At 68.2% G+C, this 23,886-nt stretch carries 25 protein-coding genes; 11 read left to right on the forward strand and 14 right to left on the reverse strand.

The window, feature by feature from the left end; genetic code table 11:
* Positions 1 to 57: 57 nt before the first annotated feature.
* The 3 genes from rsmH to MPARV_RS24660 form a co-directional block, all read right to left on the reverse strand.
* Positions 58 to 1,017: a 16S rRNA (cytosine(1402)-N(4))-methyltransferase RsmH gene (rsmH, locus tag MPARV_RS0108865; protein WP_020377988.1), complete on the reverse strand. Its 960-nt coding sequence runs from the start codon at positions 1,015 to 1,017 to the stop codon at positions 58 to 60.
* 241 nt (positions 1,018 to 1,258) lie between these two features.
* Positions 1,259 to 1,666, reverse strand: coding sequence for a division/cell wall cluster transcriptional repressor MraZ (locus tag MPARV_RS0108870; protein WP_012224664.1), 408 nt, complete (start codon positions 1,664 to 1,666; stop codon positions 1,259 to 1,261).
* Positions 1,667 to 1,877: 211 nt separating this feature from the next.
* Entirely contained in the window at positions 1,878 to 2,621 is a 744-nt protein-coding gene (locus MPARV_RS24660) for a lipoyl protein ligase domain-containing protein (protein ID WP_020377989.1), read from the reverse strand.
* 21 nt (positions 2,622 to 2,642) lie between these two features.
* Between MPARV_RS24660 and MPARV_RS24665 the strand changes: the two genes are divergently transcribed.
* On the forward strand, positions 2,643 to 3,185 hold the full coding sequence (locus tag MPARV_RS24665; protein WP_157789529.1) for an NUDIX hydrolase: 543 nt from the start codon (positions 2,643 to 2,645) through the stop codon (positions 3,183 to 3,185).
* A gap of 255 nt (positions 3,186 to 3,440) precedes the next feature.
* Here MPARV_RS24665 and MPARV_RS0108890 read toward each other — a convergent pair whose 3' ends face one another.
* Complete coding sequence (locus MPARV_RS0108890; RefSeq protein WP_031277916.1) at positions 3,441 to 4,316, reverse strand: ROK family protein; 876 nt, start codon at positions 4,314 to 4,316, stop codon at positions 3,441 to 3,443.
* A 150-nt stretch (positions 4,317 to 4,466) separates the two neighbouring features.
* Here MPARV_RS0108890 and MPARV_RS0108895 point away from each other — a divergent pair, with 150 nt between their 5' ends.
* From MPARV_RS0108895 to MPARV_RS0108910, 3 genes are all read left to right on the forward strand, one after another.
* Positions 4,467 to 5,426 carry an AAA family ATPase gene (locus MPARV_RS0108895; protein WP_012224673.1) on the forward strand — a complete coding sequence of 320 codons (960 nt, stop codon included), beginning with the start codon at positions 4,467 to 4,469 and terminating at the stop codon, positions 5,424 to 5,426.
* A gap of 139 nt (positions 5,427 to 5,565) precedes the next feature.
* Positions 5,566 to 6,768: a DUF58 domain-containing protein gene (locus tag MPARV_RS22535; protein WP_155852357.1), complete on the forward strand. Its 1,203-nt coding sequence runs from the start codon at positions 5,566 to 5,568 to the stop codon at positions 6,766 to 6,768.
* A complete protein-coding gene (locus tag MPARV_RS0108910; protein WP_157789530.1) occupies positions 6,768 to 9,008 on the forward strand; it encodes a transglutaminase TgpA family protein in 2,241 nt (746 codons plus the stop codon). Before MPARV_RS22535 ends, MPARV_RS0108910 begins: the two co-directional genes overlap by 1 nt.
* A 12-nt stretch (positions 9,009 to 9,020) precedes the next feature.
* Here MPARV_RS0108910 and MPARV_RS22540 read toward each other — a convergent pair whose 3' ends face one another.
* Genes MPARV_RS22540 through MPARV_RS0108925 form a run of 3 tightly spaced genes read right to left on the reverse strand, consistent with a single transcriptional unit; the run spans position 9,021 to position 11,216 of the window.
* Positions 9,021 to 9,386, reverse strand: coding sequence for a DUF3040 domain-containing protein (locus MPARV_RS22540; protein ID WP_012224680.1), 366 nt, complete (start codon positions 9,384 to 9,386; stop codon positions 9,021 to 9,023).
* Positions 9,373 to 10,671, reverse strand: a complete 1,299-nt coding sequence (locus MPARV_RS0108920; protein ID WP_012224682.1) for a DNA polymerase IV — start codon at positions 10,669 to 10,671, stop codon at positions 9,373 to 9,375. The genes MPARV_RS22540 and MPARV_RS0108920 overlap by 14 nt, the downstream gene beginning before the upstream one ends.
* Positions 10,668 to 11,216, reverse strand: coding sequence for an NUDIX hydrolase (locus tag MPARV_RS0108925; RefSeq protein WP_020377994.1), 549 nt, complete (start codon positions 11,214 to 11,216; stop codon positions 10,668 to 10,670). The genes MPARV_RS0108920 and MPARV_RS0108925 overlap by 4 nt, the downstream gene beginning before the upstream one ends.
* A gap of 50 nt (positions 11,217 to 11,266) precedes the next feature.
* Between MPARV_RS0108925 and MPARV_RS25330 the strand changes: the two genes are divergently transcribed.
* The 5 genes from MPARV_RS25330 (at position 11,267) to MPARV_RS0108950 (ending at position 15,493) form a co-directional block, all read left to right on the forward strand.
* Positions 11,267 to 11,548 carry a hypothetical protein gene (locus MPARV_RS25330; protein ID WP_012224686.1) on the forward strand — a complete coding sequence of 94 codons (282 nt, stop codon included), beginning with the start codon at positions 11,267 to 11,269 and terminating at the stop codon, positions 11,546 to 11,548.
* Positions 11,545 to 12,417 carry an inositol monophosphatase family protein gene (locus MPARV_RS0108935; protein WP_051011953.1) on the forward strand — a complete coding sequence of 291 codons (873 nt, stop codon included), beginning with the start codon at positions 11,545 to 11,547 and terminating at the stop codon, positions 12,415 to 12,417. The genes MPARV_RS25330 and MPARV_RS0108935 overlap by 4 nt, the downstream gene beginning before the upstream one ends.
* A 106-nt stretch (positions 12,418 to 12,523) precedes the next feature.
* Positions 12,524 to 13,204 carry a response regulator transcription factor gene (locus MPARV_RS0108940; RefSeq protein WP_012224690.1) on the forward strand — a complete coding sequence of 227 codons (681 nt, stop codon included), beginning with the start codon at positions 12,524 to 12,526 and terminating at the stop codon, positions 13,202 to 13,204.
* Entirely contained in the window at positions 13,201 to 14,787 is a 1,587-nt protein-coding gene (locus MPARV_RS0108945) for a HAMP domain-containing sensor histidine kinase (RefSeq protein ID WP_020377996.1), read from the forward strand. Before MPARV_RS0108940 ends, MPARV_RS0108945 begins: the two co-directional genes overlap by 4 nt.
* A gap of 4 nt (positions 14,788 to 14,791) precedes the next feature.
* Positions 14,792 to 15,493 (forward strand): GerMN domain-containing protein, encoded by a 702-nt coding sequence (locus tag MPARV_RS0108950; protein ID WP_020377997.1) that lies wholly within the window; start codon positions 14,792 to 14,794, stop codon positions 15,491 to 15,493.
* A 24-nt stretch (positions 15,494 to 15,517) separates the two neighbouring features.
* Here MPARV_RS0108950 and MPARV_RS0108955 read toward each other — a convergent pair whose 3' ends face one another.
* Positions 15,518 to 16,549, reverse strand: a complete 1,032-nt coding sequence (locus MPARV_RS0108955) for a 6-phosphofructokinase (RefSeq protein WP_012224695.1) — start codon at positions 16,547 to 16,549, stop codon at positions 15,518 to 15,520.
* A 78-nt stretch (positions 16,550 to 16,627) separates the two neighbouring features.
* On the opposite strand from MPARV_RS0108955, the gene glpK reads away from it, so the two are divergent.
* Positions 16,628 to 18,115, forward strand: a complete 1,488-nt coding sequence (gene glpK / locus MPARV_RS0108960) for a glycerol kinase GlpK (protein ID WP_020377999.1) — start codon at positions 16,628 to 16,630, stop codon at positions 18,113 to 18,115.
* Between the two features lie 117 nt (positions 18,116 to 18,232).
* Positions 18,233 to 18,856, forward strand: a complete 624-nt coding sequence (locus tag MPARV_RS22545) for a TetR/AcrR family transcriptional regulator (RefSeq protein ID WP_157789531.1) — start codon at positions 18,233 to 18,235, stop codon at positions 18,854 to 18,856.
* Between the two features lie 7 nt (positions 18,857 to 18,863).
* On the opposite strand, the gene MPARV_RS0108970 is transcribed toward MPARV_RS22545, so the two are convergent.
* The 6 genes from MPARV_RS0108970 to MPARV_RS0108995 all read right to left on the reverse strand — a co-directional run bounded on the left by MPARV_RS0108970 (position 18,864) and on the right by MPARV_RS0108995 (position 23,871).
* Positions 18,864 to 19,550, reverse strand: coding sequence for an ABC transporter ATP-binding protein (locus MPARV_RS0108970; RefSeq protein ID WP_012224700.1), 687 nt, complete (start codon positions 19,548 to 19,550; stop codon positions 18,864 to 18,866).
* Entirely contained in the window at positions 19,543 to 20,661 is a 1,119-nt protein-coding gene (locus tag MPARV_RS0108975; RefSeq protein ID WP_012224702.1) for an ABC transporter permease, read from the reverse strand. Before MPARV_RS0108975 ends, MPARV_RS0108970 begins: the two co-directional genes overlap by 8 nt.
* Positions 20,662 to 20,757: 96 nt before the next feature.
* Positions 20,758 to 21,729, reverse strand: coding sequence for an ROK family protein (locus MPARV_RS0108980; RefSeq protein WP_157789532.1), 972 nt, complete (start codon positions 21,727 to 21,729; stop codon positions 20,758 to 20,760).
* Between the two features lie 60 nt (positions 21,730 to 21,789).
* Entirely contained in the window at positions 21,790 to 22,116 is a 327-nt protein-coding gene (locus MPARV_RS0108985; RefSeq protein WP_020378002.1) for a hypothetical protein, read from the reverse strand.
* A 34-nt stretch (positions 22,117 to 22,150) separates the two neighbouring features.
* Entirely contained in the window at positions 22,151 to 23,320 is a 1,170-nt protein-coding gene (locus tag MPARV_RS0108990) for an ArsA family ATPase (RefSeq protein ID WP_012224715.1), read from the reverse strand.
* Entirely contained in the window at positions 23,317 to 23,871 is a 555-nt protein-coding gene (locus tag MPARV_RS0108995; RefSeq protein WP_020378003.1) for a hypothetical protein, read from the reverse strand. Before MPARV_RS0108995 ends, MPARV_RS0108990 begins: the two co-directional genes overlap by 4 nt.
* Positions 23,872 to 23,886 lie beyond the last annotated feature (15 nt).

Below are 23,886 nucleotides of genomic sequence, written 5' to 3' on the forward strand. Positions count from 1 at the left end.
GTTCGGCCTTCGGTTGAGGCCGGGCCCGGCTTCGGGGCGCTGGGCGGACCAGCGCCGTCACGACGCTCTGCGCCCCTTCTCCAAGGTGCGCATCCTCACGCTTGCGGCGCGTGGGTTCGCGGCCACCTCGGCCTCGGAGGCCACGATGGGCTTGCGGTTGATCAGGCGGCCTTCGGGCGTCGAACCACACACGCAGGGCAGGCCCGACGGACAACTGCAGCCGCCCCGGTCGGCACGTCGAAATCGCTCCTTCACCAGGCGGTCTTCGCCCGAGTGGTACGCAAGCACGGTCACCCGTCCGCCCGGAACCAGACGATCGATGGTCTGATCCAGCGCATCGATCAGGCTCTCCAGCTCGTCGTTCACCTCAAGACGAATACCTTGAAAGACCCGCTTCGCCGGGTTGCCACGGCGTCGAACAGCGGCGGGTGTGCCGGCGTTGGTGGCCTCCACCAGGTCGTCGGTGGTCTCAAGCGGACGGCGTGCCACAATCTCACGGGCCACGCGACGAGCCGCCGGCACGTCGCCCCCATCAGCGAGAATCCTGGTCAATCGGTCGACTGGATAGGTGTTCACGACCACCTCCGCGGTGAGTTCCTGAGTTGGGTCCATTCGCATGTCGAGCGGACCGGTGAATCGATAGCTGAAGCCACGCTCGGGCCGATCGATCTGCGGGGATGAGACCCCCAGGTCGAACAGCGCCCCGACGAGCGGCTCGTCGAGCTCATCAAGAAGGTCGCCCAATTGGGCGAAGTTGGCGTGCGCGGTGCGCACCCGTGTGCCGAAGCGTTCCAGCCGGCCGGCGGCCACGACGAGCGCATCGGGATCACGGTCGACGCCCAGGAGCTCGAGGTCGGATCGGGCGGCGAGCAACGCCGCGGCGTGTCCTGCACCGCCGAGCGTGGCGTCCAGCACGAGGCCGGGCGGTACGGGCTCCATCGCTTCGAGCACCTCGGCCAGGAGCACGCTTCGGTGTTGGAACACCGAAGCACCGCCTGGATTCGGGTCATTCTCCATGGGAGCGATCCTCCGTTAGTCGCCGTGCGACCCCGGCGTTCCACAGCCCCTCGACTGGACAGCGTCTGCCGGGATGTCTCCCCGGTCAGACTGGATGGGCAGCGGGCGGAGTTCGGTTGGTCCATCCCGCCAGTCGAGGGGCTGTGCAACGTCGGAGTGGCGCCGCCGGCCCGGGTTGTGAGGGTTGCTGCGTTGAGAATTGCGGTGCTGCGATTGGGTCGGGCGATTGCAGATGGAGCGCTCACAGCAGATGCTCCAGGTAGTCGGCGAGGTCGCCGACCTCGTCATCCACGGCGGTCCAGTCCTCGGGGCGGTAGACCGCGAGGTGGGTTTCGGAGCCGATGAGGGTGACCTCGTCGGCAAAGCGCTGCCGCAGCTTGGCCGGCAACAAGACCCGTCCTGCCCCATCGGGGCTGATGGGAAACGAGTTGCCGGAGACCTTCTGGAAGACCTTGCGGGGCGTGGTGCCGTCTTCAACGCGTCGCCGGAGCTTGGCGATGAACTCCTGCCATTCCTGCGTCGGGAAGAGCCCGATGTAGCCGCCCTGGTCCGAGGCGAAGCCGCCGTTGGCAAAGGCCGGACGCGCCGCGCTGGGGAGCACCAGTCTCGACTTCGAGTCGATTCGGTGGTCGTAGCTGCCAGCAAGCACGGGTCCATCTCGGTCGGGTTCTCCAGCGGGGAGCTTGGACCGATCGAATCACCTGCCAGTGACTCTGTTGGCCCACTTCCTCCCACAAGGAGACACCATAGCCCCACTTCCTCCCACCACCGCGCATCATTCCAAGGATTTCTCCTGCTTCAACGCTCGACCGGGCTACGACCGTGACCGACAGGCCCCTCGACGTATCACCCTCACGGCATCAGGCGTTCAGCAGCGACTGGCCAAGGTGCGAGCGCCACCAGGCGATGGTTCGACCGGTGCCAAGCGAAGCCGTGCGTCGCCCCAACTCGGCCTCCACAGCCTGTCGGCTCATGGGTTTGCCATCTCCGGCGCCAGGAAGCCGGTGGTCGGCAATGGAAGCCGGAGTGAGCGCCACCGGGACCTCGAGGTAGGCCATCGCCTGAAAACGCACCTGGTCCCGCGTGCGGCGCTGGCTCAGACCCAACACCTTGCGACCATCGCGATCGAGGCACTCACCCGGTCCGACACCGGCGAAGCAGATCAATCGACCCAACTCGTCCCACCTGCCCGGGCCCCGATGGACCGCAACCTCGACCCCGGCCTCCCGCAGGGCCCCGGCCAGCACCGAGCCGACCCAGTCGAAGGATCGACCCACGTCGTCACTCACCCGACCGTCCCCCCGGGCCAGCACGACGTCCAGCCACACCGAGGACTGCGGATCGACCACCACCACCCCGCCGCCGGTTCGTCGGCGGGCGACATCCAAGCCCGCTCGAGCGGCCAGGCCCACATCGAGCAGGTCTCGCTGCGTGGAACCGGCAACCACCGTGGGTCGATCGGACGTCACCGCCCACACCTCGACGCTTCCCAGCGCCGGAGTTGGCAGATCCGCAGCATGGAAGGCGGCCGGGGCGCCCGACCAGCGGCGCAGGCCGTGGTGGGGCGATTCCTCGAGGGGCGTCGCTTCGGGGCCCGGTTTCATCGAATGTGCCCAGGAGGTGCCGTGAGAACCCCAACCGCTGCAACGGTCGGTGCCGGCCCGGTAGATTTGGCGACAATGCGCCCCACCCTCCGCCGCCAGGCCGCCCGAGTTGTTGCAATCGACGAACGCGGACGCGTGCTGCTGATCAAGGCCCACGATCCTGCCCGGCCCGACGCCGGGTCGTGGTGGGAGCTTCCGGGAGGCGGCATCGAGCGCGGGGAATCGTCCGAGCACGCCTGCCTGCGCGAACTCCACGAGGAGGGCGGCGTGGCCTCGGCGCTGATGGGCCCGGTGATTTGGACCCAACACGTCACCTTCGACTTCGCCGGCTGGCACTTCGACCAGGACGAGGTGATCCACCTCGCGGAGGTGCCGGCGGGTGGCGAGACGCTGGGCGAGCAACGCTTGGAGGCGTTCGAGGCGATGGCGTTTGAGGACCGCCGCTGGTGGTCCTGCGACGAACTGCTGGCCGAGCAGGTGGCGACGTTGCCCCCTCGACTGGGCGAACTGCTGGGGCCCGTAGTGGCGGGCGACGTGCCCGACCACCCGGTGGACATCGGCTGAAGGCCTTCGGAACGGGACCTCACACTTGGGTGCGCAACCACTCGAGGTAGGCCACGACGTCGGCAGGGTCCGGGGCGAGCCCGCGTTGGGCCCGGCGCGAGCCGTACTGGGTTTCAAGCCGGAAGGCCACGTAGGGACCCAGATGCCCCCCTCGCCGGGGTCGAAACCGCACGCCCGCCCGAGCGCATGTGCCCCAAAGGTCGGGGCGGGACGCAACCGCCAAGCAGGCTCGTACAGGGATCACCGGTCGGCTCATCAGGTTTCCTTCATCGTGTTGTAGGCCAGTGCGGCGGCACCGAGCAGCGGACCCGAGTCCCCCAGCCCGGCGGGAATGATGCGGGCATCCCGGGCGAAGCTGAGCCGGGCACGGGCCGAAAGTTCAAGCTGAGCCGCATCGAAGAAGTCCTCGCCGAACCCCAGCGCCACGCCGCCGGCGACCAGGGCGAGGGGCACGTCCAGCGTGGCGACCACCGAGGCGACGGCTCGACCCACCAAGGTGCCGGTGCGGCGGCGAAGCCGGACTGAGGCCGATCTCGGGTCCGCTCCGGTGATGGCCCGCAGCGCTGTTCCCGAGGCCTCGGCCTCCACGCAACCCCGACCGCCGCACCCGCAGGGGCGACCATCGGGCTCCACCACCACGTGACCCAGATGCCCCGCGTTGCCCAGGGCGCCCCGCAGGAGGCGGCCATCCACCACCAACCCACCACCGATGCCGGTGGACACCACCATGGCCAGGTAGTTCTCGTGGCCCCGGGCCGCGCCCAGCCAGCCCTCCCCCAACGCCAGCGCCTGGGCATCGCCCGCCACCACCACGTCGAGGCCCAGCCCCTCGGCCAAACAGTTGTGGATGTCGAAGCCGTCCCACAGCGGCAGGTTGACCGGGGCGATCGTGCGCCCGGCGACCCGAAACGGCCCGGCGCTCCCCACCCCCGCCATCGCTACGTCTCGGCCGCCGTCGGCGCATGCGGACCGGGCCACGTCGACCAGACGGTCGGCCAGCCCGGTTGCGGTGGTCGCACCGGCCGTCTCCACCCGGTGACGCTCGCCGAGGGTGCCGTCGCCATCAACGAGCGCTGCCTCAAACTTGGTGGCACCGACGTCGATCGCCACCACGTAGGGACGGGAGTTCACGCCCGAACCCCACAGGTGAAGGGCCCACGCGGCAGTCCGACACGCTTTTCGGTCCTCATCGCCCACCACGTTGGTGCCCGACGAGCCCGCTCGCAACCCGGAGCCGTCCGCCGGTTAGTGTGAACCTCCGCTCACACCGCAGGAGGACGAGTGGTCGAAACTGACCGGGTGACCGCGTTCGCCCAGCGATTCACGCAGCTGTGCGACAACGTCAACCAGGTGGTGTCCGGCAAGACCGAGGTGGTCGGCCTGGCGGTCACCTGCCTGCTGTCGGGCGGCCACATCCTGTTGGAGGACGTACCCGGGGTGGGCAAGACCCTGTTGGCCAAGGCGCTGGCTGCGTCGGTGCACGGCCGGTTCGGGCGGCTGCAGTTCACACCCGACCTGTTGCCCGCCGACGTCGTCGGAACCTCGGTGTGGAACTCGGCGGAGTCCAACTTCTCCTTCCGACCCGGCCCGGTGTTCGCCAACTTCGTGCTGGCCGACGAGGTGAACCGCGCCTCCCCCAAAACCCAATCAGCGCTCCTGGAGGCCATGGCCGAGGAGCAGGTCACCGTGGACGGCACCACCAACGCCCTGCCCGAGGTGTTTATGGTGATCGCCACCCAAAACCCGATGGAGCACCACGGCACCTTTCCGTTGCCGGAGAGCCAACTGGACCGCTTCCTGATGCGGCTGAGCGTCGGTTACCCGTCCCGGGCCGACGAGCTCGCCCTGCTCGCCGGCGGTGACCGCACACGCCTGTTGGCCGACCTCTCACCCGTCATGGATGTGGATTCGCTGGCCAAAATGGCCCGATTCGCCGAGTCGATCCACATTGCCGGGCCGGTGGGCGAGTACGTGGTCGACCTGGCGCGCGCCACTCGAACCCATCCGGGCATCTCGTTGGGCGCGTCACCCCGAGCCATCCTCGGTTTGCAATCGGCGGCCCGGGTTCGGGCCGCAAGCCAGGGCCGTTCCTACGTCATGCCCGACGACATCAAGGCGCTGTTCGCCCTCGTGATGTCGCACCGCGTGGTGCTCTCCGGTGAGTCGTTGTCGGCCGGTGCCCGTACCGAGGACACCCTGGCCGAGATCCTCGCCACCGTTCCGGCACCCCGGCCGGGCTGACCAGCACCCCTTCCAATCCGGGAGCCGATACATCGTGGCCGTCACCTCCAGCCCGAGAACCCCACGTTCAGGATCGGCAGCTTCTCGTTCACCGGTGCCCACCAGGTCCGGTTGGCTCCTCATCATTGCCATTGCCGTCATGATTCCCACCTCCGTGGTGTTCTCCTATCCGGAGTTGTGGGTGGCCACCTTCACGATGATCGTGGCCGCGGCCGTCGCAGCTCTGCTCGTGTTGCGCACGGGCGGTTTGGAGGTGCGGCGGGTGGCGCCCGCTGCGGTCACCAACGGCGACGACGTGGAGCAGGAGGTGCTCATCATCAACCACGGCCTGCCGAGCGGCCTGGTGTCGCTGCGGGACCGGGTGGCCGAACCCATGAACCCTGCGGGGCAACGGACCGACCCCGTTCGGTTGGCGCCACTCGGGCGCGGCGAGCGGCGACGGCTGCGCACCCGGGTGTCGACCACCGCCCGAGGCGTTCTCCACCTGGGCCCTGCCCAGCTGGCCAACCACGACCCGTTCGGTCTTTTCGAACGATCGATGGCCCCCCAGGCCGCGGCCATCGTGTTGGTACGGCCGCGGCTGTACGCCCTTGCCGGGTTGCCCGGCGGCGGCCGGCAGCACGATCGCCAACACGCCCAACTGATGACGCCCACGCAGTCACCCGAGGACTTCGTCGGCCTGCGTCAGTACCAGGCGGGCGACGACATCCGACACATCCACTGGCCGGCGGTGGCCCGCAGCGGCAACCTGATGGTGCGTCAGTTCGAACGCCCCGACGAAAGCCATGTGGCGGTGGTGCTCGATGGTCGGTTGACGCGTCATACGGTCAGCTCGTTCGAGCGGGCGGTTGAGGCGGCAGCAAGCGTGTTGGCTGCCGTGGTGGCCGACCGGCCGGTCCGCTTGATCACCACCGACGGCTACGACACGCGCACATTGGCGCCCCGATCGGCGTTGGGCCCCGTCATGGATCGGCTGGCGACCGTGTCGATGGGCAACGAGACCAACCTGTCGGGCATCGCCCGGTCGCTGGCCGACGACGCCACCGGGCTGATCATCGTGTGCGGCACCACGCTGAGCGATGAGGACACGCGCCTGCTGAACCGCGGTGACCTGTCACGCCGGGTGATGTCGGTGGACTGTTCGGCCACCGAACGCCGCCCCGGAACGATCCCCTTCGGCTCCGGGGTGAAACTCAACGAATCCTGGGCCGACGCGTGGGCCCAGGAGCTGTCGAGTCTCGGACGCTCTGCAGCGCGGCGCGTTCCTGCCGCCCCGAGCGGCTCCACCCCTGTGGCACCGACCGATGCCACAGCCTCCTCTCCTCCCTCCTGGTGGGCCTGATGAGCACCGAGGAGCGACGCCCTCCCGCCTGGTGGCTGCCTGAGATCACGCTGGTGGGTCTCACCGTGGCCCTGGCCCTCAGCTTCGCCCGCCTGTTCTCGGGCTGGGACTGGCTGATTCCGGTGCTGGCGCCCGCGCTGGTGGTTCACGCCTCCGAGGCGGCCGCCCGCCGAGCCAGGCTGTCGGTCTGGATCGCCCCGCTGATCGCCACGGTGCTGGGCCTGATCACCTGGGTCAACCTCACGCTGCCCGAAACCACCCGGCTTGGGCTGCCCGGTGTCGACACCGTGCCCCGCTTCATCGCACTCACCGGTGACTCGTTCGAAACCTTCCGCAAGCTGGTTGCCCCAGCTCCCGCCCAGCCCGGCTTCATAGCCGCCGCATCCCTGGCGCTACTGGTGGTTGCGTTGTATTCCGACACCGCCGCCCATCGCGGCAACGTGCCGGTGCAGGCGGTGACCACCCACATCGGTGTGTTCATCTTCGGTGCCACCCTGGCCAGGGGGCCGGGCCAGCTCTTCTCCGCAGTGGTGTTCACCGCGGCGCTGGGCGCGCACCTGTTGGCCGTGCGTACCGTCAGCGCAGGACGAGGCCGCTGGCGCAGCGGCGAGCGGACGGGTGGAACCTGGGCCGCCGCACGTATCGGGGCGGGGGCCTTGGCGGTGGCGGTGTTGGGGGGCACCGTTGCCCACCTCGCATTCACTCAGGATCGGAGCCCCGTGGTGGATCTCACCAAGTTCAGCTCCGATCGGGCAGATCGCGAAGTGCTCTCGCCACTGGTGTCGGTGGCCGATCAGCTGGGCCCGCAGAGCAACAATGTGATGTTCACGGTGGAGAGCACCAAGGTGGACCCCACGTATTGGCGCCTCACCGCACTCGACAGCTTCGAAAACAACGTGTGGAGTTCCACCGCCTCCTACGAGGATGCCGCCGGCCGTCTGCCCGAGGTCGGCGCCCTGCCCAGCCGCACCATCATCGACCAGACGGTGGCGATCGACGGCCTGACCGGTATCTGGATGCCCGCGGCGGCCGACCCGGTGGAGGTGGCCTCGGAGATCCCGGCGAGCTTCGATCAGCCGTCGGCGACGCTGATCGTGACCGACGGCAACGAGATGCCCCAGGGCATGACCTACGCGGTGCGATCGGCGATACCAAACGTGAGCGCCCCGGTGGCGAAGGTGCCGCGTGGCGACGAGGTTGACGCCGCCCTGGCGCTTCCCACCGACCTCAGCACGCAGGTGTCCCGCGAAGCGAAGCTCATCACCGAAGGCGTTCAAGGTGACCTCCCGAAGCTGCAGGCGCTTCAGAACGACCTCCGTAAGGGGGAATACGACACCTCCGCCGACTACCGCGGCGCGGCCGATCCCACTGCGGCCTTTCTGGAGAGCCGACGCGGGTTCTGTACCCAGTACGCCAGCGCGTTCGTGTTGATGGCGCGCTCGTTGGGCTTTCCGGCGCGACTTGGCGTCGGGTTCACCCCGGGCAACTACGACGAGGCCACGGCCACCTGGACCGTCACCGGCCGCCAGGCCCACGCCTGGCCCGAGGTGTTTCTCCCCGACTACGGGTGGGTGGCATTCGAGCCCACCCCAGGACGCGGCAACCCGGTCACCGAGCCGCTCACCGGTGTGCCATTTGAGCAGGACTCGGGCGATGGCAACCCCGAGCCCGTGGCACCCGCAACCACGGCCCCACCCACCACCACCGCGTCGCCGACCCCCTCGTCGGTACCGTCGCAGGGCGCCGACCCCGGGCCGGTCGAACAGCCCAAACTTGCCGTTCCCGAGCAGCCTCGGAGCACCCCCTGGTGGCTCATCGGCCTCGTCGCCCTGCTCGCCCTGGCCTCCGGTGGTTTCGCTGGACGTATCGCATGGGTCCGCAATCAGCGATCACGCCGTTACACGCCCGCTGACGCCAACCTGGTTCCGGTCGGTGCCTGGGCCGAGGTCACCGATCGGCTCGCGATGCGCCGGCACCTGCCGAGAGCCGCCGAGACCGCGCATGAGTTTGCCCGACGCGCCGAAACCGAAACCGGACTTGCCACGCTGGAGCCCCTCAGCGACCTGGCTGCGGCCGGCACGTTCGGCGACACGCCACTCGACGACGATCAGGTGGAGCAGTCCCGCCGGCTGGCGACTTCGGCGTCGACGGCCCTGACGTCGGAGTGGTCGAGGACCGACCGGCTCCGCTGGATGCTGGGCCTCATCCCGTCGGGGCGGGGACGCCCCGGACCGGGCTGAACGCTGCGGCGCTCAGCCCTCGTCGCTGGACTCGGCCCCGGTGGAGGCCTCGCTGCGGTGCACGCCGGAGAGCCGGGTGATCGGGCTGAAGAGCTCGCCGATGCCGTCCTGGCCCAGTTGACGGATGCTGGCCTCGATCACCGCTCCGAGGGCGAAGGTCACGAGGAACCCGACGAACGCCAGGAGAAAGTGAACCGAGAGCAGGAAGATGGTGGCCGCCAGCGACACCACCATGCCGACCGCCGCCAGGCGGATACGACGCAGCACCGACGAGTTCACGGTGCGGGTGCGTACCTCGTTCGCCAACGCAGGGTCAGACTCGTAGAGCTGATCCTCGATCTCTCGCAAAATGCGCTGCTCGTCTTCAGAGAGTGGCATCGCTTACCCCCTCGTCGTTCCGGTGGCCAGGGGTGCCCACAGGGGCGCCCGACGTGCGAACGTTGCCGGCCTGTCGCGCCGCGCCGATCGCTTTGCTGCCAAAGCGTCTGCGGACACTGTCGACCGTGCGGTCCAAGATTCGCTCCTCATCGTCGGACAGCCTATCGAGGCGAAGCTGGGCGGGTGCGGCGGCAGCCAGGCCGCTGGTGCCCACGCCCACCAGGCGTACCCCCGGCGACAGGTCCAGGCCGCACAGCAGGTTCCATGCCACCTCCCGGATGGTGGCGGTGGCATCGGTTGGGGTATCCAGGCGCCGGGCCCGGGTCAACGTGCGAAAATCACCGTGACGCACCTTGATCTGCACGGTGGTTGCGGTCAGGCCCGCCGACCGCAGGCGGGTGGCCACGCTGTCGGCCATCACGGCCAGATCGCCCTCCAACTCCCCGGCATCGGCCCGGTCGGTGGCGAAGGTCCGCTCGGAACTGATCGACTTGGTGGGTGCGTCGGCAACGACGGGCCGGGGGTCGTTGCCCCGGGCCAACGCCACCAACTGACGGGCAGCCGGCCCACCCAACACCCGCCGAAGGGTTGTCTCACCGGCCGCTGCCACCTCGCCCACGGTGCCCAATCCGAGGCGCCCCAGCTTGTCGGCCGCGACGGGGCCCACCCCTGGCAGCGCCCGAACCGGCAAAGGTCCGAGAAAGCCCTCCACGTCGGGAGGTCGCACCACCACCACCCCGGGACCCGCCACGGGACCCCTGGGATCGGGAGTGGGTTTGGCCGCTTCGGACGCCAACTTGGCCACCAACTTGCTGGGGCCCAAACCCACTGACACCCAGAGGCCCAGGTCGCTGTGAACCCGCTGCCTGAGGCGGGCGGCGGTCACCACCGGGTCGCCCAAGCGGCGTTCGCTGCCGGTGAGCTCCACGAAGGCCTCATCAAGCGAAAGCGGCTCCACCAGGGGGCTCAACTCGTCAAGAATCGACATGAACCTTCCGGACACGCTGCGGTAGTGGTCGAGGTCGCCCGGAAGCACCACCGCCACCGGGCATCTCCGGAGTGCCTCGGTCATGGCCATGGCCGAGCGAACGCCGGTTGCACGCGCCTCGTAGGACGCGGCGGCGACCACCCCTCGGCGGCCGTCTCCACCAACGAGCACCGGACGACCGACCAACTCGGGGTGACGCAACACCTCCACCGCCGCAAAAAAGCAGTCCATGTCGACATGCAGCACCCAGCGCCGCCCAGGTGTCGCCCCGCCGCTGCGTCCAGGGCCGGTGATCATCGGTGTTCGGAGCGGGTGACCCGGAGCTCTGATCGTCGGGTGCCCTCGATCAGATAGGCGTACCGACGAGGCTCGGCCCATCGGTGGGCGAGGTAGTCCACCAACGGCTCACGCACCCATTGCGGCGAACCCGCCAGGGGTTCATCGCACGCGGTCCTGTGAAAGAAGTCGCCGGACTCGACGATGCCGTCCGGATCGTTGAAGCTCAGCTCACCGCCCGGGTATTCGGCCCCGAAGGCGACCACTCGCAGGCACCAGCCCAACTGCGGCGCCCGGCAGGTGATCTCGTACAGCGGACCCCGCCACCTGGGGACCACCAGGCCTGTCTCCTCGGCGACCTCACGCGTCAGCCCCTCGATCAGTTCCTCCCCGGGATCGATCACCCCACCGGGCGGCGACCAGTCCACCACCCCGCCACTGCGGTGGTTACGCACCAGCAGGACACCCGCCGGGCCTTCGATCACAGCTCCACCGACGGTCCAGTCTCGGAGGCCGTCCGGGCCTTCGGAACCTTCGTCCCCTGCGTCGCTCGCCGCATCGCTCACCCTTCCCACCCTACGAGCCAACCGGCCTACTACGGGTACCATGCGCAGCGATGCCCGCACCCCAAGGACCGCCCACAGAACCATCCAGCGCAGATCCCCTGACCGCCCTGGCCCCCGTGTGGATGCGGGTCGTCGCCTTTGTGGCCATCATGGTGGGCGGTCTTGGCGGGGCGCTGGTGGGCGGCCGTTTCGGCGCTGTGGCCTGCACCGGAGCCTGCGACGGGGTCATCGGAACAACGATGCTGGCCGGAACTGTGGTTGGTGCCGTGGGTGTGGCGGTGGTGGCCGTCATCACCCTGCGGGTGGCACGCGAGTGGGTTGGCGGCTCGTGAGTTCGGCCGGCGCCGAAACCCCGCAGGCCGCAGACACCCCAACAGCAATCGACCTGGCCGAGGTTGCCCTGTCCGTGGCCCGGGTCGGGGCTGAGGTGGCGGCGGCCTCTCAGGCCGAAGTGCGGGCCGACACCGCGACGCGCTTCACAAAGTCGAGCGACACCGACCTGGTCACCCGCGCCGATCGCGCAGCCGAGGACGCCATTCGTCAGGCATTGCTCGTCGCCCGTCCCACCGATCGTTTCCTCGGCGAGGAGAGCGCCACGGCACAGGCCGGCGGTCTGGCCGACGGCTCGGACATCCTCTGGGTGGTCGACCCCATCGATGGCACCACCAACTATGTCTATGGGCAGCCCGACTGGGCGATCTCGGTGGCCGCCACCAGGCACGGCGCATCGCTGGCCGCTGCGGTTGTCGCACCCATTTTGGGCTTGGAGTACCGCGCGTCGCTGCACGGTGGAGCAACCCGAAACGGCGTTGCGCTCAAGCTGGGTGCACCACCCCCGCTGGGCCGCGCGCTGGTGGCCACCGGGTTCGGTTACGATCCCGGCCGCCGTGGGCGCCAGGGTGCCGTAGCGGCCGCGATGCTGCCACAGGTGCGGGACCTACGGCGCCGCGGCGCCGCCGCACTGGACTTCTGTTTCGTGGCCGACGGCAGCGCCGACGCCTATTACGAGGCGGGCCCGCAGTGGTGGGACTTCGCGGCGGGTTCTCTGGTGGCGTCCGAGGCGGGGGCGGCCGTGTTGACGCAACCGCTCGGTGCGTCAGCCTCGACGGGATCGCACGGTTGGTTCCTCGTCGCCGCCGCCCCCCCACTGTTCGACGGCCTGCTGGAGGTGCTCATGGGGTTGGGCGCCGCCGACGGCTGAGTGTTGTCCACAGCCGGCCGCGCTGCGCCGTTCCGGCTTCACGTCTCGCGCCCGGTAGCCTGCAACAAGCCCCGCGCCCGCCCGGCCCAGAAATGAAAGCCCCACGTTGAGCACCCGAATCCTGACCGTCGAGGACGACGAACGAATCCGCACCGCGGTGAAGCTGGCCCTGGAGGATGAGGGTTGGGAAGTGGTGGAGGCCGCCACCGGCGAGGCTGCGATCGAGGCATTCCGCGCCGGTCCCACCGATGTCGTGCTCATCGACATCATGTTGCCCGGGGTGGACGGCTTCGAGGTGTGCCGCGCCGTGCGCCGTCAGAGTGACGTCCCGATCATCATGGTGACCGCCAGGGCCGACACCCACGACGTGGTTGCCGGTCTTGAGGCAGGCGCCGACGACTATCTCACCAAGCCCTTCGTGCCCAAGGAGCTGTCGGCCCGCATCCGGGCGCTGCTTCGTCGGGTTCGGTCGGGCGACACGGTGCAGCACCGCATGCGTTTCGGCGACCTCGACATCATCCCTGATGAGGGCGTGGTCACCCTGGCCGGTGTCACCATCCACCTCACCAAGACCGAGTTTCGACTCCTGGTCGAACTCGCCAGTTCACCCGGCAAGATCTTTTCCCGCGAGGACCTCCTCGACAAGGTGTGGGGGCACGGTTACCTGGCCGACAGCCGTTTGGTGGACGTCCACGTTCGTCGGCTGCGGACCAAGGTGGAGGCCGACCCGGGCAACCCACGGCATGTGCTGACCGTTCGGGGCCTGGGCTACAAGCTGGCGGCGTGAGCTCGGTCGACCAGGCCGGCGGCGGGTCGTCTGATTCCGATCAGGTCGGTTCCGAGTCAACCCTGCAGGCTGCCGGTGCCGGGGCACCCACCACCGCGGGGCCGACGAAGCTCCTCTCCCCGCACGCCCGCAAGCGGAGCCAGACGAGCGAGTCGCAGTTGGGTCTGCGATCACGTGTCACCCTCGCCTTCACCCTGGGCGCCTTGGTTTTGTCGATCATTCTCGGAGCAGCCACGCTGAACCTCACCCGTCGGTCACTGCTGGCCGAGCGTGAACGCCGCACCATCACCCGAACCTCGGTCAGCGCCACCACCCTGGACGGGCTCCTCAAGAACCTTCAGCCCGGCGCCGATCCCACCCCGCTGCTCAGCGACCTCCAGGCCCAGGGCCCACAGTTTCTCATGCTGAAGAACCCGGGTTCGGGCAATCGTGAGCCCCAACTGTTCCTCACCGGGGAGGTTCCCATCGGTGACCTCCCGCAAAGCCTGGTCACCAAGGCCCTGTGGGACGGACAGCCGGCGGTGATGCGGGTCGAGTCGAAGGACACGCTCTACACGGCGGTGGGCGTGCCCCTGCCCGATGCCAACGGCGCCTACTTCGAACTCAACGCCATCGACGACATTGCCACCGCCGTGCAGTCGCAGACCGTGACCCTCATCATTGTCAGCTCGATCACCACGCTGGCGGGTGCCGCGCTGGGTTGGTGGGCAAGCCGCAGGGCCCTCCGACCGTTGATGCTGGTGGGCGATGCAGCCGGTCGGATCGCCGATGGTCATCTCGAGACCCGGCTGAATGCGGCCGACTATGCAGAGGACCCCGAGCTGGGCCCTCTGGTCTCATCCTTCAACGGCATGGTGGAGAAGCTGCAGGCGCGCATCGACCGCGACGCGCGATTTGCCTCCGACGTCAGCCACGAACTCCGGTCACCGCTCACCACGATCAACGCGTCGGTTGATGTGCTCAGCCGGGCCGCCGACAACCTTCCAGATCGGGCCAAAACCGCCCTCGACCTGCTGGAGTCCGATCTGGTTCGGTTCACGCAGTTGGTGGAAGACCTTTTGGAGATCTCCCGCTTTGATGCCGGGGCGGTTCGACTTGACGTCAACGAAATCTCGCTGATGGGTGTGGTCCGCCGCGCCGTGGAAGCGGTGGCCGGGAAGGACACGACGATCGTCGCCGATGACGACCTGGACGCATTGGTGATGCCCATGGACAAGGTGCGCGTGGTTCGGGTGCTGTCCAACTTCATCGACAACGCCGCCAAGTACGGCGACGGGGTGCAGCGGGTGGAGGTTCACCGATCCGACGGCACCGTCTCGATCTCGGTGGTTGATGGCGGGCCTGGTGTCCCCGTCGACGAACGGGACCTCATCTTCGAGCGGTTCAGTCGAGGGGTGCAGGGCGGCCGCCGCGGCGCCGGTAGCGGCGTCGGGCTGGGTCTCGCCTTGGTGGCGGAGCACGCCCGTTTGATGGGCGGTGAGGTTGGGGTGGCCGATCGGGACGACGGCGAGAGCGGCGCCGTGTTCGTGCTCCACATCCCCGAGGTGCCGCCCACCGACTCAGACACCGTGATGGAATTGTAGGGAAATGATCCTGACCGCTCTCCCACAAACCCAGCCACGCCGCCCCATGTTCAGGTTGGCGGCCATCGGGGTCCTTGCCGGCTGCCTGTCGCTGGCCACCGGGTGCGGTATCACCCCCGACGACACCCCTCGGGCATTCCCATCCGACCTCACCGACCCGGTGCCCGTCACCCCCGATGCACCCAGCACCGGCGACGAAAGCGCTCCCATCTATCTCGTGGACGGCGAGTCGCAACTGGTTCCCGTGAAGCGTGATGTTCGTCAGGTGACGGTGGCCGCAATCACCCGGGCAACCCTGGCCAGTCCAACCGCCGATGAAGTGGACGCCGGGGTCTCCACCAGCATTCCACGCAATACGAAGCTGCTCTCGGGCGAGGTTCGCGCCGATGGAGTGATCGCCATCGACCTGTCCAAGGAATTTCTGCAGGTGGATGGGGCGGTTCGCACCACCGCCATCGGCCAGATCGTGTTGGGCGTCGGGTCACAGTTCCAACCCGACCGTCGCTTCAGGTTTTTCATCGCCGGACAGCGCGCCACCATCTCCACTGCTGACGGGGCCCAAAACACGGTCACGCCGTGCGACTTCGTTGGGGCCATGGCCCAGCCGGCCAAGCTGGACGCCACCGTCGAAGAGGCGGTCGACCTGGTCACCCTGGTGGAGCAGCGGAGCACGCTCAGCTCGGAGTGCAGCAGCACCACCGACTAGCGCCTGTTGACGCACCGCTCCAACTCAGCTGAAAAAGACCTCGGCCACCTCGTGGTAGAGATCCAGGTCGCACGTCTTGATCCGCCCGGCCACCTCGTCCAGCGGCACTGGCACCACCGAGGTCCCGGCCAGTCCCACCATCGAACCCCAGCGACCCTCGGCGGCCAGGTCGACCGCCGCCACCCCAAACCGGGTGGCCAACACGCGGTCTCGAGATGAGGGGGTACCGCCGCGCACGACGTAACCCAGGGTGGTGAGGCGACACTCCATGCCGCTGCGGCGTTCCAGTTCCTGGGCCACCACGCCGCCGATCCCACCCAACCGCCGGTGTCCAAACTCGTCGGTTTCGTAGCTCGGCATGTCGAGTGTGCCCTCGGCCGGCATCGAGCCCTCGGCCACCACCACGATCGAGGCGTACCGGCCCAGCTTTCGCCGACGCTCGATCACGGCCACCACGTCGTCGATGTGGAACGGCACCTCGGGTATCAGGATCGTGGCCGCGCCCCCGGCCAGCCCGGCGTGGAGTGCGATGTGGCCCACGTCTCGCCCCATCACCTCGACCACCATGGCCCGCTCGTGGGCCTCGGCGGTGGTGTGCAGTCGGTCGATGGCGTCGGTGGCCACGCCGACCGCGGTGTCGAACCCAAATGTCTCGTCGGTGCCGGCGACGTCATTGTCGATGGTCTTTGGCACCCCGATGCAGGGCACTCCGTCGACGCACAGATCCCGCGCAGCGCCCAGCGATCCGTTGCCGCCGATCACGATGATCCCGTCGAGACCCAAACGGAACATGGTCTTCCGCACACGCTGGACCCCATCATCGAACTGGTAGGGCTGAATTCGGGACGTACCCAAAATGGTGCCACCACGGGGCAGCAGGCCCCGGCAGCGCTCCACGGTCAGGGTCTCGTAGTCACCCTCCAACACGCCGCGCCATGCGTCGGCGAAACCGATCACCTCAGCACCGAACGCCCGCTCTGCCCGGCGCACCACGGCACGGATCACGGCATTCAGGCCCGGGCAGTCGCCGCCGGAGGTCAGCACTCCTAATCGCATGCAACCAGCATGGCAGAGCCCGGCGCCTCCGGGACCGATCGGTGACAACTCGCTGCACTACGATCGGCAACCGTGCCAGTGGTCATTGCAATCGATGCCGGAACCACCGGGGTGAGGGCCTTGGCCATCGACGAGGCGGCTCGCACCGTCGGTCTGGCCTATCGGGAGTTCACCCAGTACTTCCCCCAGCCGGGTTGGGTCGAGCACGACGCCACGGAGATCGCCTCGGTGATCCGCGAAGTGCTCCTTGAGCTGACTGCGTCCTTGACGGAGCCCGTGGCGACCGTCGGCATCACCAATCAGCGCGAGACCGTCGTCGCCTGGAGCCGCAGTACCTCCGAGCCCCTCCACCGGGCCATCGTCTGGCAGGACCGCCGCACCGCCGATCGCTGTGAGCGGTTGGTTGCCGATGGACACCTGGACCTGATTCGTCACAAGACCGGCCTGGTCGCCGACCCATACTTCTCGGCCTCCAAACTCGAGTGGATGTTCACCGAAGGCGGCGTCGAGCGCAGCGACGACCTTGCCGTGGGCACCATCGACTCGTGGCTCCTGTGGAACCTCACCGGGGGCGCGGTTCACGCCACCGATGACACCAACGCCAGCCGCACCATGCTGTACGACCTCGCTTCCGGTGACTGGTCCGACGAACTGTGCAACCTCTTCGGCGTACCCCGCGCGGCCCTTCCCGAAATTTTGGCCTCCTCGGGGCGATTCGGCACGGTGGCGCCCGGCTGGGGTCTGCCCGAGGGCACCCCCATCTCGGGTATCGCCGGCGATCAGCAGGCCTCACTGTTTGGGCAGGCGTGCTTCGAGCCGGGCATGACCAAGAACACCTATGGCACCGGATCGTTCGTGCTGATGAACGTCGGTACCGAACGACCCGACGCCGTCGAGGGCCTGATCACCACCACCGCCTGGTCGCTCCCGGACGGCGCGGGCGGGCGACGGGTGACGTACGCGCTGGAAGGCTCGATCTTCGTGACCGGCGCGGGGATTCAGTGGCTGCGCGACGGTCTGGGCATCATCGACGAGGCGGCCGAGGTGGGTTCGCTGGCCGAGTCAGTGTCGGACACCGACGGCGTCGTCGTCGTGCCGGCGTTCACCGGGCTGGGCTCCCCGTGGTGGGATCCCTACGCGCGCGGCACGATGCTCGGCATCACCCGAGGCACCACCAAGGCCCACCTCGCTCGGGCCGTACTCGAATCGATCGCCTACCAAACCCGCGACGTCGTCGACGCCATGACAAACGCCTCCGGCACCCCGTTGGCGGAGCTCCGGGTGGACGGTGGCGCTTCGGCGGCCGACCTCCTGGTCCGCATCCAGGCCGACCAGCTCGGTGTGCCGGTGCGACGCTCACGCGAACGCGAGACCACCGCCCAGGGCGCCGCATTTCTCGCCGGACTGGCCGAAGGTTTCTGGGCCTCACTCGACGACGTGGCCGCGGCATGGGCGAGCGACGCCACCTTCGAGGCCGATGGCGACGCCACTGTCATCGAGGCGAACTATCGGCGCTGGCTGGAAGCGGTGGAACGGTCCCGCGGGTGGGATCGACCACTCGCTTGAGCCCAACGGCGAATTGAGCGATGCGCCGACGGAGGAGCCGGTTTCCCACCCGGCGGTGTCGACCTTCGGGAGACGGCCAAGCTTGACCGAACGGTCAAGGGAACTACGGTGGTCGCGGTGGATCGATCCCTGACCCCGCGCGGCGAGGAACGCCGAGCACAGTTGCTCGAAGTCGCCACGGCCCGGTTCGCCGAACGCGGCTACCGGGCCACCTCGATCGCTGACATCGTCGACTCGATGGGTGTCGGCAAGGGCGTCTTTTACTGGTACTTCCGCTCCAAGGAAGAGCTGTTCGGGTACCTGTTGTCTGCCGGTATGACCGATCTGCGGCGCTGCCAACTGGCGGCGGTGTCCCACAGCGACGACCCCCTGGTGCGGATTCCCGCAGCGATTCGAGCAGCGGTTCGCTGGGCCGCCGAGCACCAACAACTGACGGCCCTTTTCGAGTTTGCCCATCGCGACGCCACATTCGGCCCGCTGGCACGACGCCTCCAGGACCTGCTGATCGACGATGCCGTCAACGAACTGAGGGCCGCCATGGACGCCGGAGCAATCCGTCGTGGCGACCCCATCGGGCAGGCCAGGGCCATTCTGGCCGTCACCGATGCGCTGGCCACCCACGGCCTGCACGACGCCCACCGCAGCATCGACGAGGTGACCGACGACATCGTTGTCTTCTGCCTGGATGGGTTGGGGGGCCGCAAGGGCTCCCCCGTCCCGTCGCTGAAGCCGGCGGTGTAGGCACCCCTCAAACGCCGGGGCTGACGCTCCCGTCGGCAAGGCGGAGCAGGCGATCAGCACGCACGTTGAGGCGCACGTCGTGACTGACCGCCACCATCGTCAAACCCGACTCCTCCCGCAGCCGATCGAACACGTCGAGCACCACCTTCGCCGAGTCGTCGTCCAGGCTGCCCGTTGGCTCATCGGCCAGCAACAGCTTGGGCCGGTTGGCCAACGCCCGCGCCACCGCCACCCGTTGACGTTCCCCACCCGACATGTTCGGTGGCGTGGAGTCGGTTCGGTTCTCCAGACCAACGAGTTTCAACAGTTCGTCGGCGCGTCGGGCCCGCTCACGATGACCAAGGTTGGTGCCAAACATGGCCAATGCAACATTCTGGGCAGCGGTCAGCCTGGGGATCAGGTTGTGCAGTTGAAAGACGAGCCCGATCACGTCCCGCCGATACCGGGTCAGTCGGCGGTGATGGGCGACGTCGGTGCCGGCGACGATGATCCTGCCGCCATCGGCACGGTCCAGGCCGGCGAGAAGATGCAGCAACGTGGTCTTACCAGAACCCGACGGACCGACGATGGTGACGAACTCGCCGCCGGCAACCTCGAAGGCGACGTCGTGGAGCACACGCGTCGAGCCGAACGACCTTTCCAGGCCCTGCACCTCAACCATGGGCATCGGACCTTTCACCGTGGGGTCACTCACGACGCATCGCCTCCGCCGGCGAGAGCAGGGCCGCCCGGAGTGCCGGATACAACGCGCCGATGAACGCCACTCCGACGGCGAACCCCAACGAGCGCCAGAAGATGGCCGCCGTGTACTGCGGGTGGAACACGCCCTTCAGCGCCGCCAGGTTTTGCAGCACGTTGACCGCACCCCAGCCCAGAGCAACACCCACCACCGCACCGATCAGGCTGACCACCAACGCCTCGCCCAGCACCAGCGCCACAATTCGGCGTCGGGCCCATCCGATGGCACGCAACACCCCAAACTCCCGCATGCGCTCGAAGAACGACAGCAACGACGTGTTGAGCACCCCCGTCATGGCGATAACCCCGGCGAGAATCCCGGCGCCGGTGTTTGCTGCGGAGATCAGCACCAAGGTGTTGTCGACCAGTCCGTAGTCGCTCTCGGACGCTACGACCGCCAACTGCGGAAACTTCGCCTCCAGGTCGCTCTTCACCTTGGCCTTGTTGGCCCCCGGCGCCAACTTGACGAACCCCAGCGTGATCTGGCCCGCCGCCTGGTAGCGGCCTTGGAGCACGGGCAACGGAAACATCATCGTGGAGTTTCCATACGCGACATTGGTGCGGTACAAACCGGTCACGCGGTACTTGTGACCGTCCATCGTCAGGGAGTCACCCACGCCCTTGTGGATCGATTCGGCCAGGGTGTATCCCAACATCACCTCGTCGGTGCTCGTAGCCCCGTAGGTCCTGCCCTTCAGCAGAATGACTCCAAAGCTCTTCTGCGCATCCGGGTCCAGCCCAACCTGCACAACCGACGGGTTGGCGGAGTCATAGTGGCCCAGCTCGATCAGCGCCCCAATGGCTTCGGCCACCCCCGGCTGCTGCCCCACCTTGGCGATGTCGTCGGTTGACAGAAGAGAGTTCAACAGACTGTCGGTGTGTTTCTGGGCAAGTGAGAAGTCGGCGTTGCCGGTCTTCAGGTAACCGGTGGCCGACTGCTTCAAGCTGGAGGTCAGCGTTCCCATCGCCACCACCGCCATCACGCCGATGGCCACCGCCGAAGCGGTCAGCGCCGCTCTCAGCTTTCGAGCAGCAAGGTTGTGCCAAACCAGTCCGATGAAGGTCACGCGCAGACTCCTTCGAGTCGGGACGTGCGTACCCAGCTTGCGACGTTGGTAAACCTGGGCGTTCAACGTCGCCGGCCGAAGCCCCCAACCGGTTGATCAGCAGCCGGTCCATCCGGCCAAGGCCGCACCCACCACCCCGGCCGCGGGGCCGCCGGGGGCACACACCAGGCTCAGCCGACGGGCATCCAACGCAAGCGCCATATCTTGGAGGTGATCCCGCACCGAGTCGAGCAACAGGTCGCCCATGGCCGACACACCGCCGCCCAAGACGATCACGTCCGGGTCGATCACCTGAATCAAGTTGGCCAAGCCGACCGCCACCCACCCCGTCCACTCATGCCACACACGTCGGGCGTCATCGTCGCCCGCCTTCACCCCCTCCGTAACCTCGCGGCCCTCCAACCGTCCCGCGGCCGTTGCACGGGCCGCCAGGAGCGGGGCGCCTCCAGCGGCCACGGCCCGACGCGCCGCCGCTCCCAGCGCATTGCCCGACGCAACCGCCTCCCAGCACCCTCGTTGACCACAGCGACATTTCGGTCCGCCCGCGGCAACGATCATGTGGCCCGGCTCCCCCGCCAGGCCCGCCGCACCCCGCCACAGTTCGCCGCCCACAACCAGTCCCCCGCCGATGCCGGTGCCAAAGGTGACCGCCACCAGCGCAGACGCTGTGGGGGCCAGTTCGCGATGAGCCGCCAAGGCAACCACGTTGGCATCGTTGTCGATTCGTACGGGAAGGGAGCACGCCTCCACCAGGGGGGTCACCAGGTCGACTCCAACCGTCATCGGGGTGTTGGCAGCCTGCACCGCCACACCGTCAAGACCGATGTGGCCGGCGATTCCAGCACCCACCGAGACCGGCTGATGAGGTGAGGCCCCGATGAGATGAGTGACCATTCCAACCATTGCCGACACCAACGCTTCGCTGGACTCGGGGGTTGGCACCCGCTCCTCGATCAGCAACCTTGCCGCTCCGTCCGGCTCCAGCGTGACCACCCCGCCCGCCAGCTTCGTGCCTCCGAGATCAAGACCGATCAGGTGCGGAGGAGTGGTCAGCAGGCGAGCGCTCACCACAGCAACGGTACCCGGCCGCCTCAGCCAGACACCCCGGGAATGCCGGGCCGCTCCCGCTCAGTCGAGGGGGATGCGACGCAGACGCTCTCGTCGCGTGGTCGTCGCCGCCTCATCGTCGACGGAGTCATCCCCACCGCCCTCACCCGCTCCGCCCTCACCCGCTCCGCCCTGGCCAGCACCGTCTTCCTCAGCATCGCCCCGCCCTCCGCCAAACGTGGCCGCCATCTTCTCGGTCCACGCGCTCACCCCGGAGACGGCATCCTCGAGGTTGCGCGGATCGGCCACCACGTCCTCGGCGGCGTCGAGCAGGCCCCGCATCGCGTCGATCGCCTTCAGCGCAGCGTGTTGAAGCGCCTGAGGTGCATCTTGGAGCGAATCGGCCACGGCTTCAGTGTATGGGTTGGACGAGGCCCGATCCTCAGCGGAATCTGACCACCAGGACGTCGTCGACGAACGACGCCCCTGCAACCTCCAGGGCTGCCAGCGCGCCCGGCAGCACCAGGTTGCGGTGGTGGTCCCCAACCGTCAGGTGCACCTCCCCGTCGCCCGCCCAAAGGTCCACCTGGGCCTTGTCCGCCTGAGGCAGGGGAAGGTGTAGTTCGGGGCCTTCGGCGCCGGTGAGCACCACCATTGCCTGGCTTCGTCCCAGCACGGCCGACGGTGCCCGATCTTCATAGAGTCCGCGAGACAACGACACCAGTGCGTCGGGGCCGATCGGCTCCGACGCGGCCATCTCGGCCACCAGCGTGTCGACCCCACCGAACCCGGATCGGACGTCGCTCAGCCGAGCCAACTGCGCGGTGCGCCAGTCCTTGGTGAACTGGTCCGTGAGGCCGTCGGGCAAGAGCCGGTTCACGATCACCGCATCGGTGTTGAAGCCGTGCAGGCTGAGCGCCGTCTGTGTTCTACGAGCCTCTGCGATCACCACCCGATCGGGCGTCAGCACCAGCCGCACCGAGGTCTGGTCAGCCGACAGCAGCGAGTTGACAGCTGCGAGTTCATCGGTGAGTCGGCGGGTTGCACGGGCCAGCTGTGCGTCTGCGATCGGCAGATCACCCAAGCGTCGCAGCGCATCCCCGGCCGTCTTGCGCAGGGATCGCTGGGAATCGAATCGGTCGAGGTAGAAGCCCAGCACCTCGGGCAGCGTCAGCAGGCGCAGCGTCTCGGCGGTGGGAGCGCAGTCAACCATGACGGTGTCGAAGCGGCCGGAGGCAGCCAGGGCAGCCACCTCGGCAAGGGCAAAGAGTTCCTCCAGGCCGGGCAGCAGGGTCAGCTCCTGGGCCTCAAGCTCGTCGAGGCCGGCCCATGCGAACGCTCTTCGCAACCACCCGCCCACCTCGTTCCACGAATCCTCCAGCCGCTCGCGCCCACTGAGCTGCTGGGCATGACACCCCGGCGTGATCTGCATCGGTGACGAACCGATGCTTCGGCCGAGCGCGTCGCCCAGCGAGTGTGCCGGGTCGGTGGAGGTGACCGCCACCCGCTCCCCCGCCTCTGCGGCCAGCAGGGCCGAACCGGCGGCGATCGTGGTCTTACCCACGCCGCCCTTACCCATGAAGAGAATGACCCGGGTGTCGGTGGCGCTCATCGCCCGTCCTCGTCCAGCGGCGGGAAGTCGCCGTACGCGGCACCCCACCAAAAGATCAGCCCCACCCCCATCATGGGTACCAGCGTGCCGAAGTCCAGTTCCAGGCCCTTGGTGGCGATCGCAGGCAGCAGGCCACCGATCACCTGCACGGCCAGCGCACCGAAGAGTGACTTTCGGACCCGGGGCGGGGCAATGCCGGTGAGGAGGGCCAAACGGCCCAGGTCCAGGCGGTCGCGTCGGGACCTGGCGGCGGCAACCACAAAGCCCACCATTGCCGCCAACAGACCGGCGAAAAACAAGACGAGCGACACGACGAACGCAATGATCTCAAACGGTCCGCCCACCAACCACCCGATCACTCCGGTGAGGGTGACCGCGCCGGCAGCGAACCACGAAGCGGCGATCAACGCTCGGCCCGGTGTCTCTTCGCCAAAATGCTGTTCCAACCGTCGGCGCTCGGCGGCCCGTCGCTCGTCCCCGCCCGACTGCACCGCAGCCCGCTCCTCGGCCAACGAAGGTCGGCCGACGTTGCGATCACGCTTGTTGCTCATTGGGCGGAACCCATC

The organism is Candidatus Microthrix parvicella Bio17-1 (genome assembly GCF_000299415.1).
GTDB lineage: Bacteria > Actinomycetota > Acidimicrobiia > Acidimicrobiales > Microtrichaceae > Microthrix > Microthrix parvicella.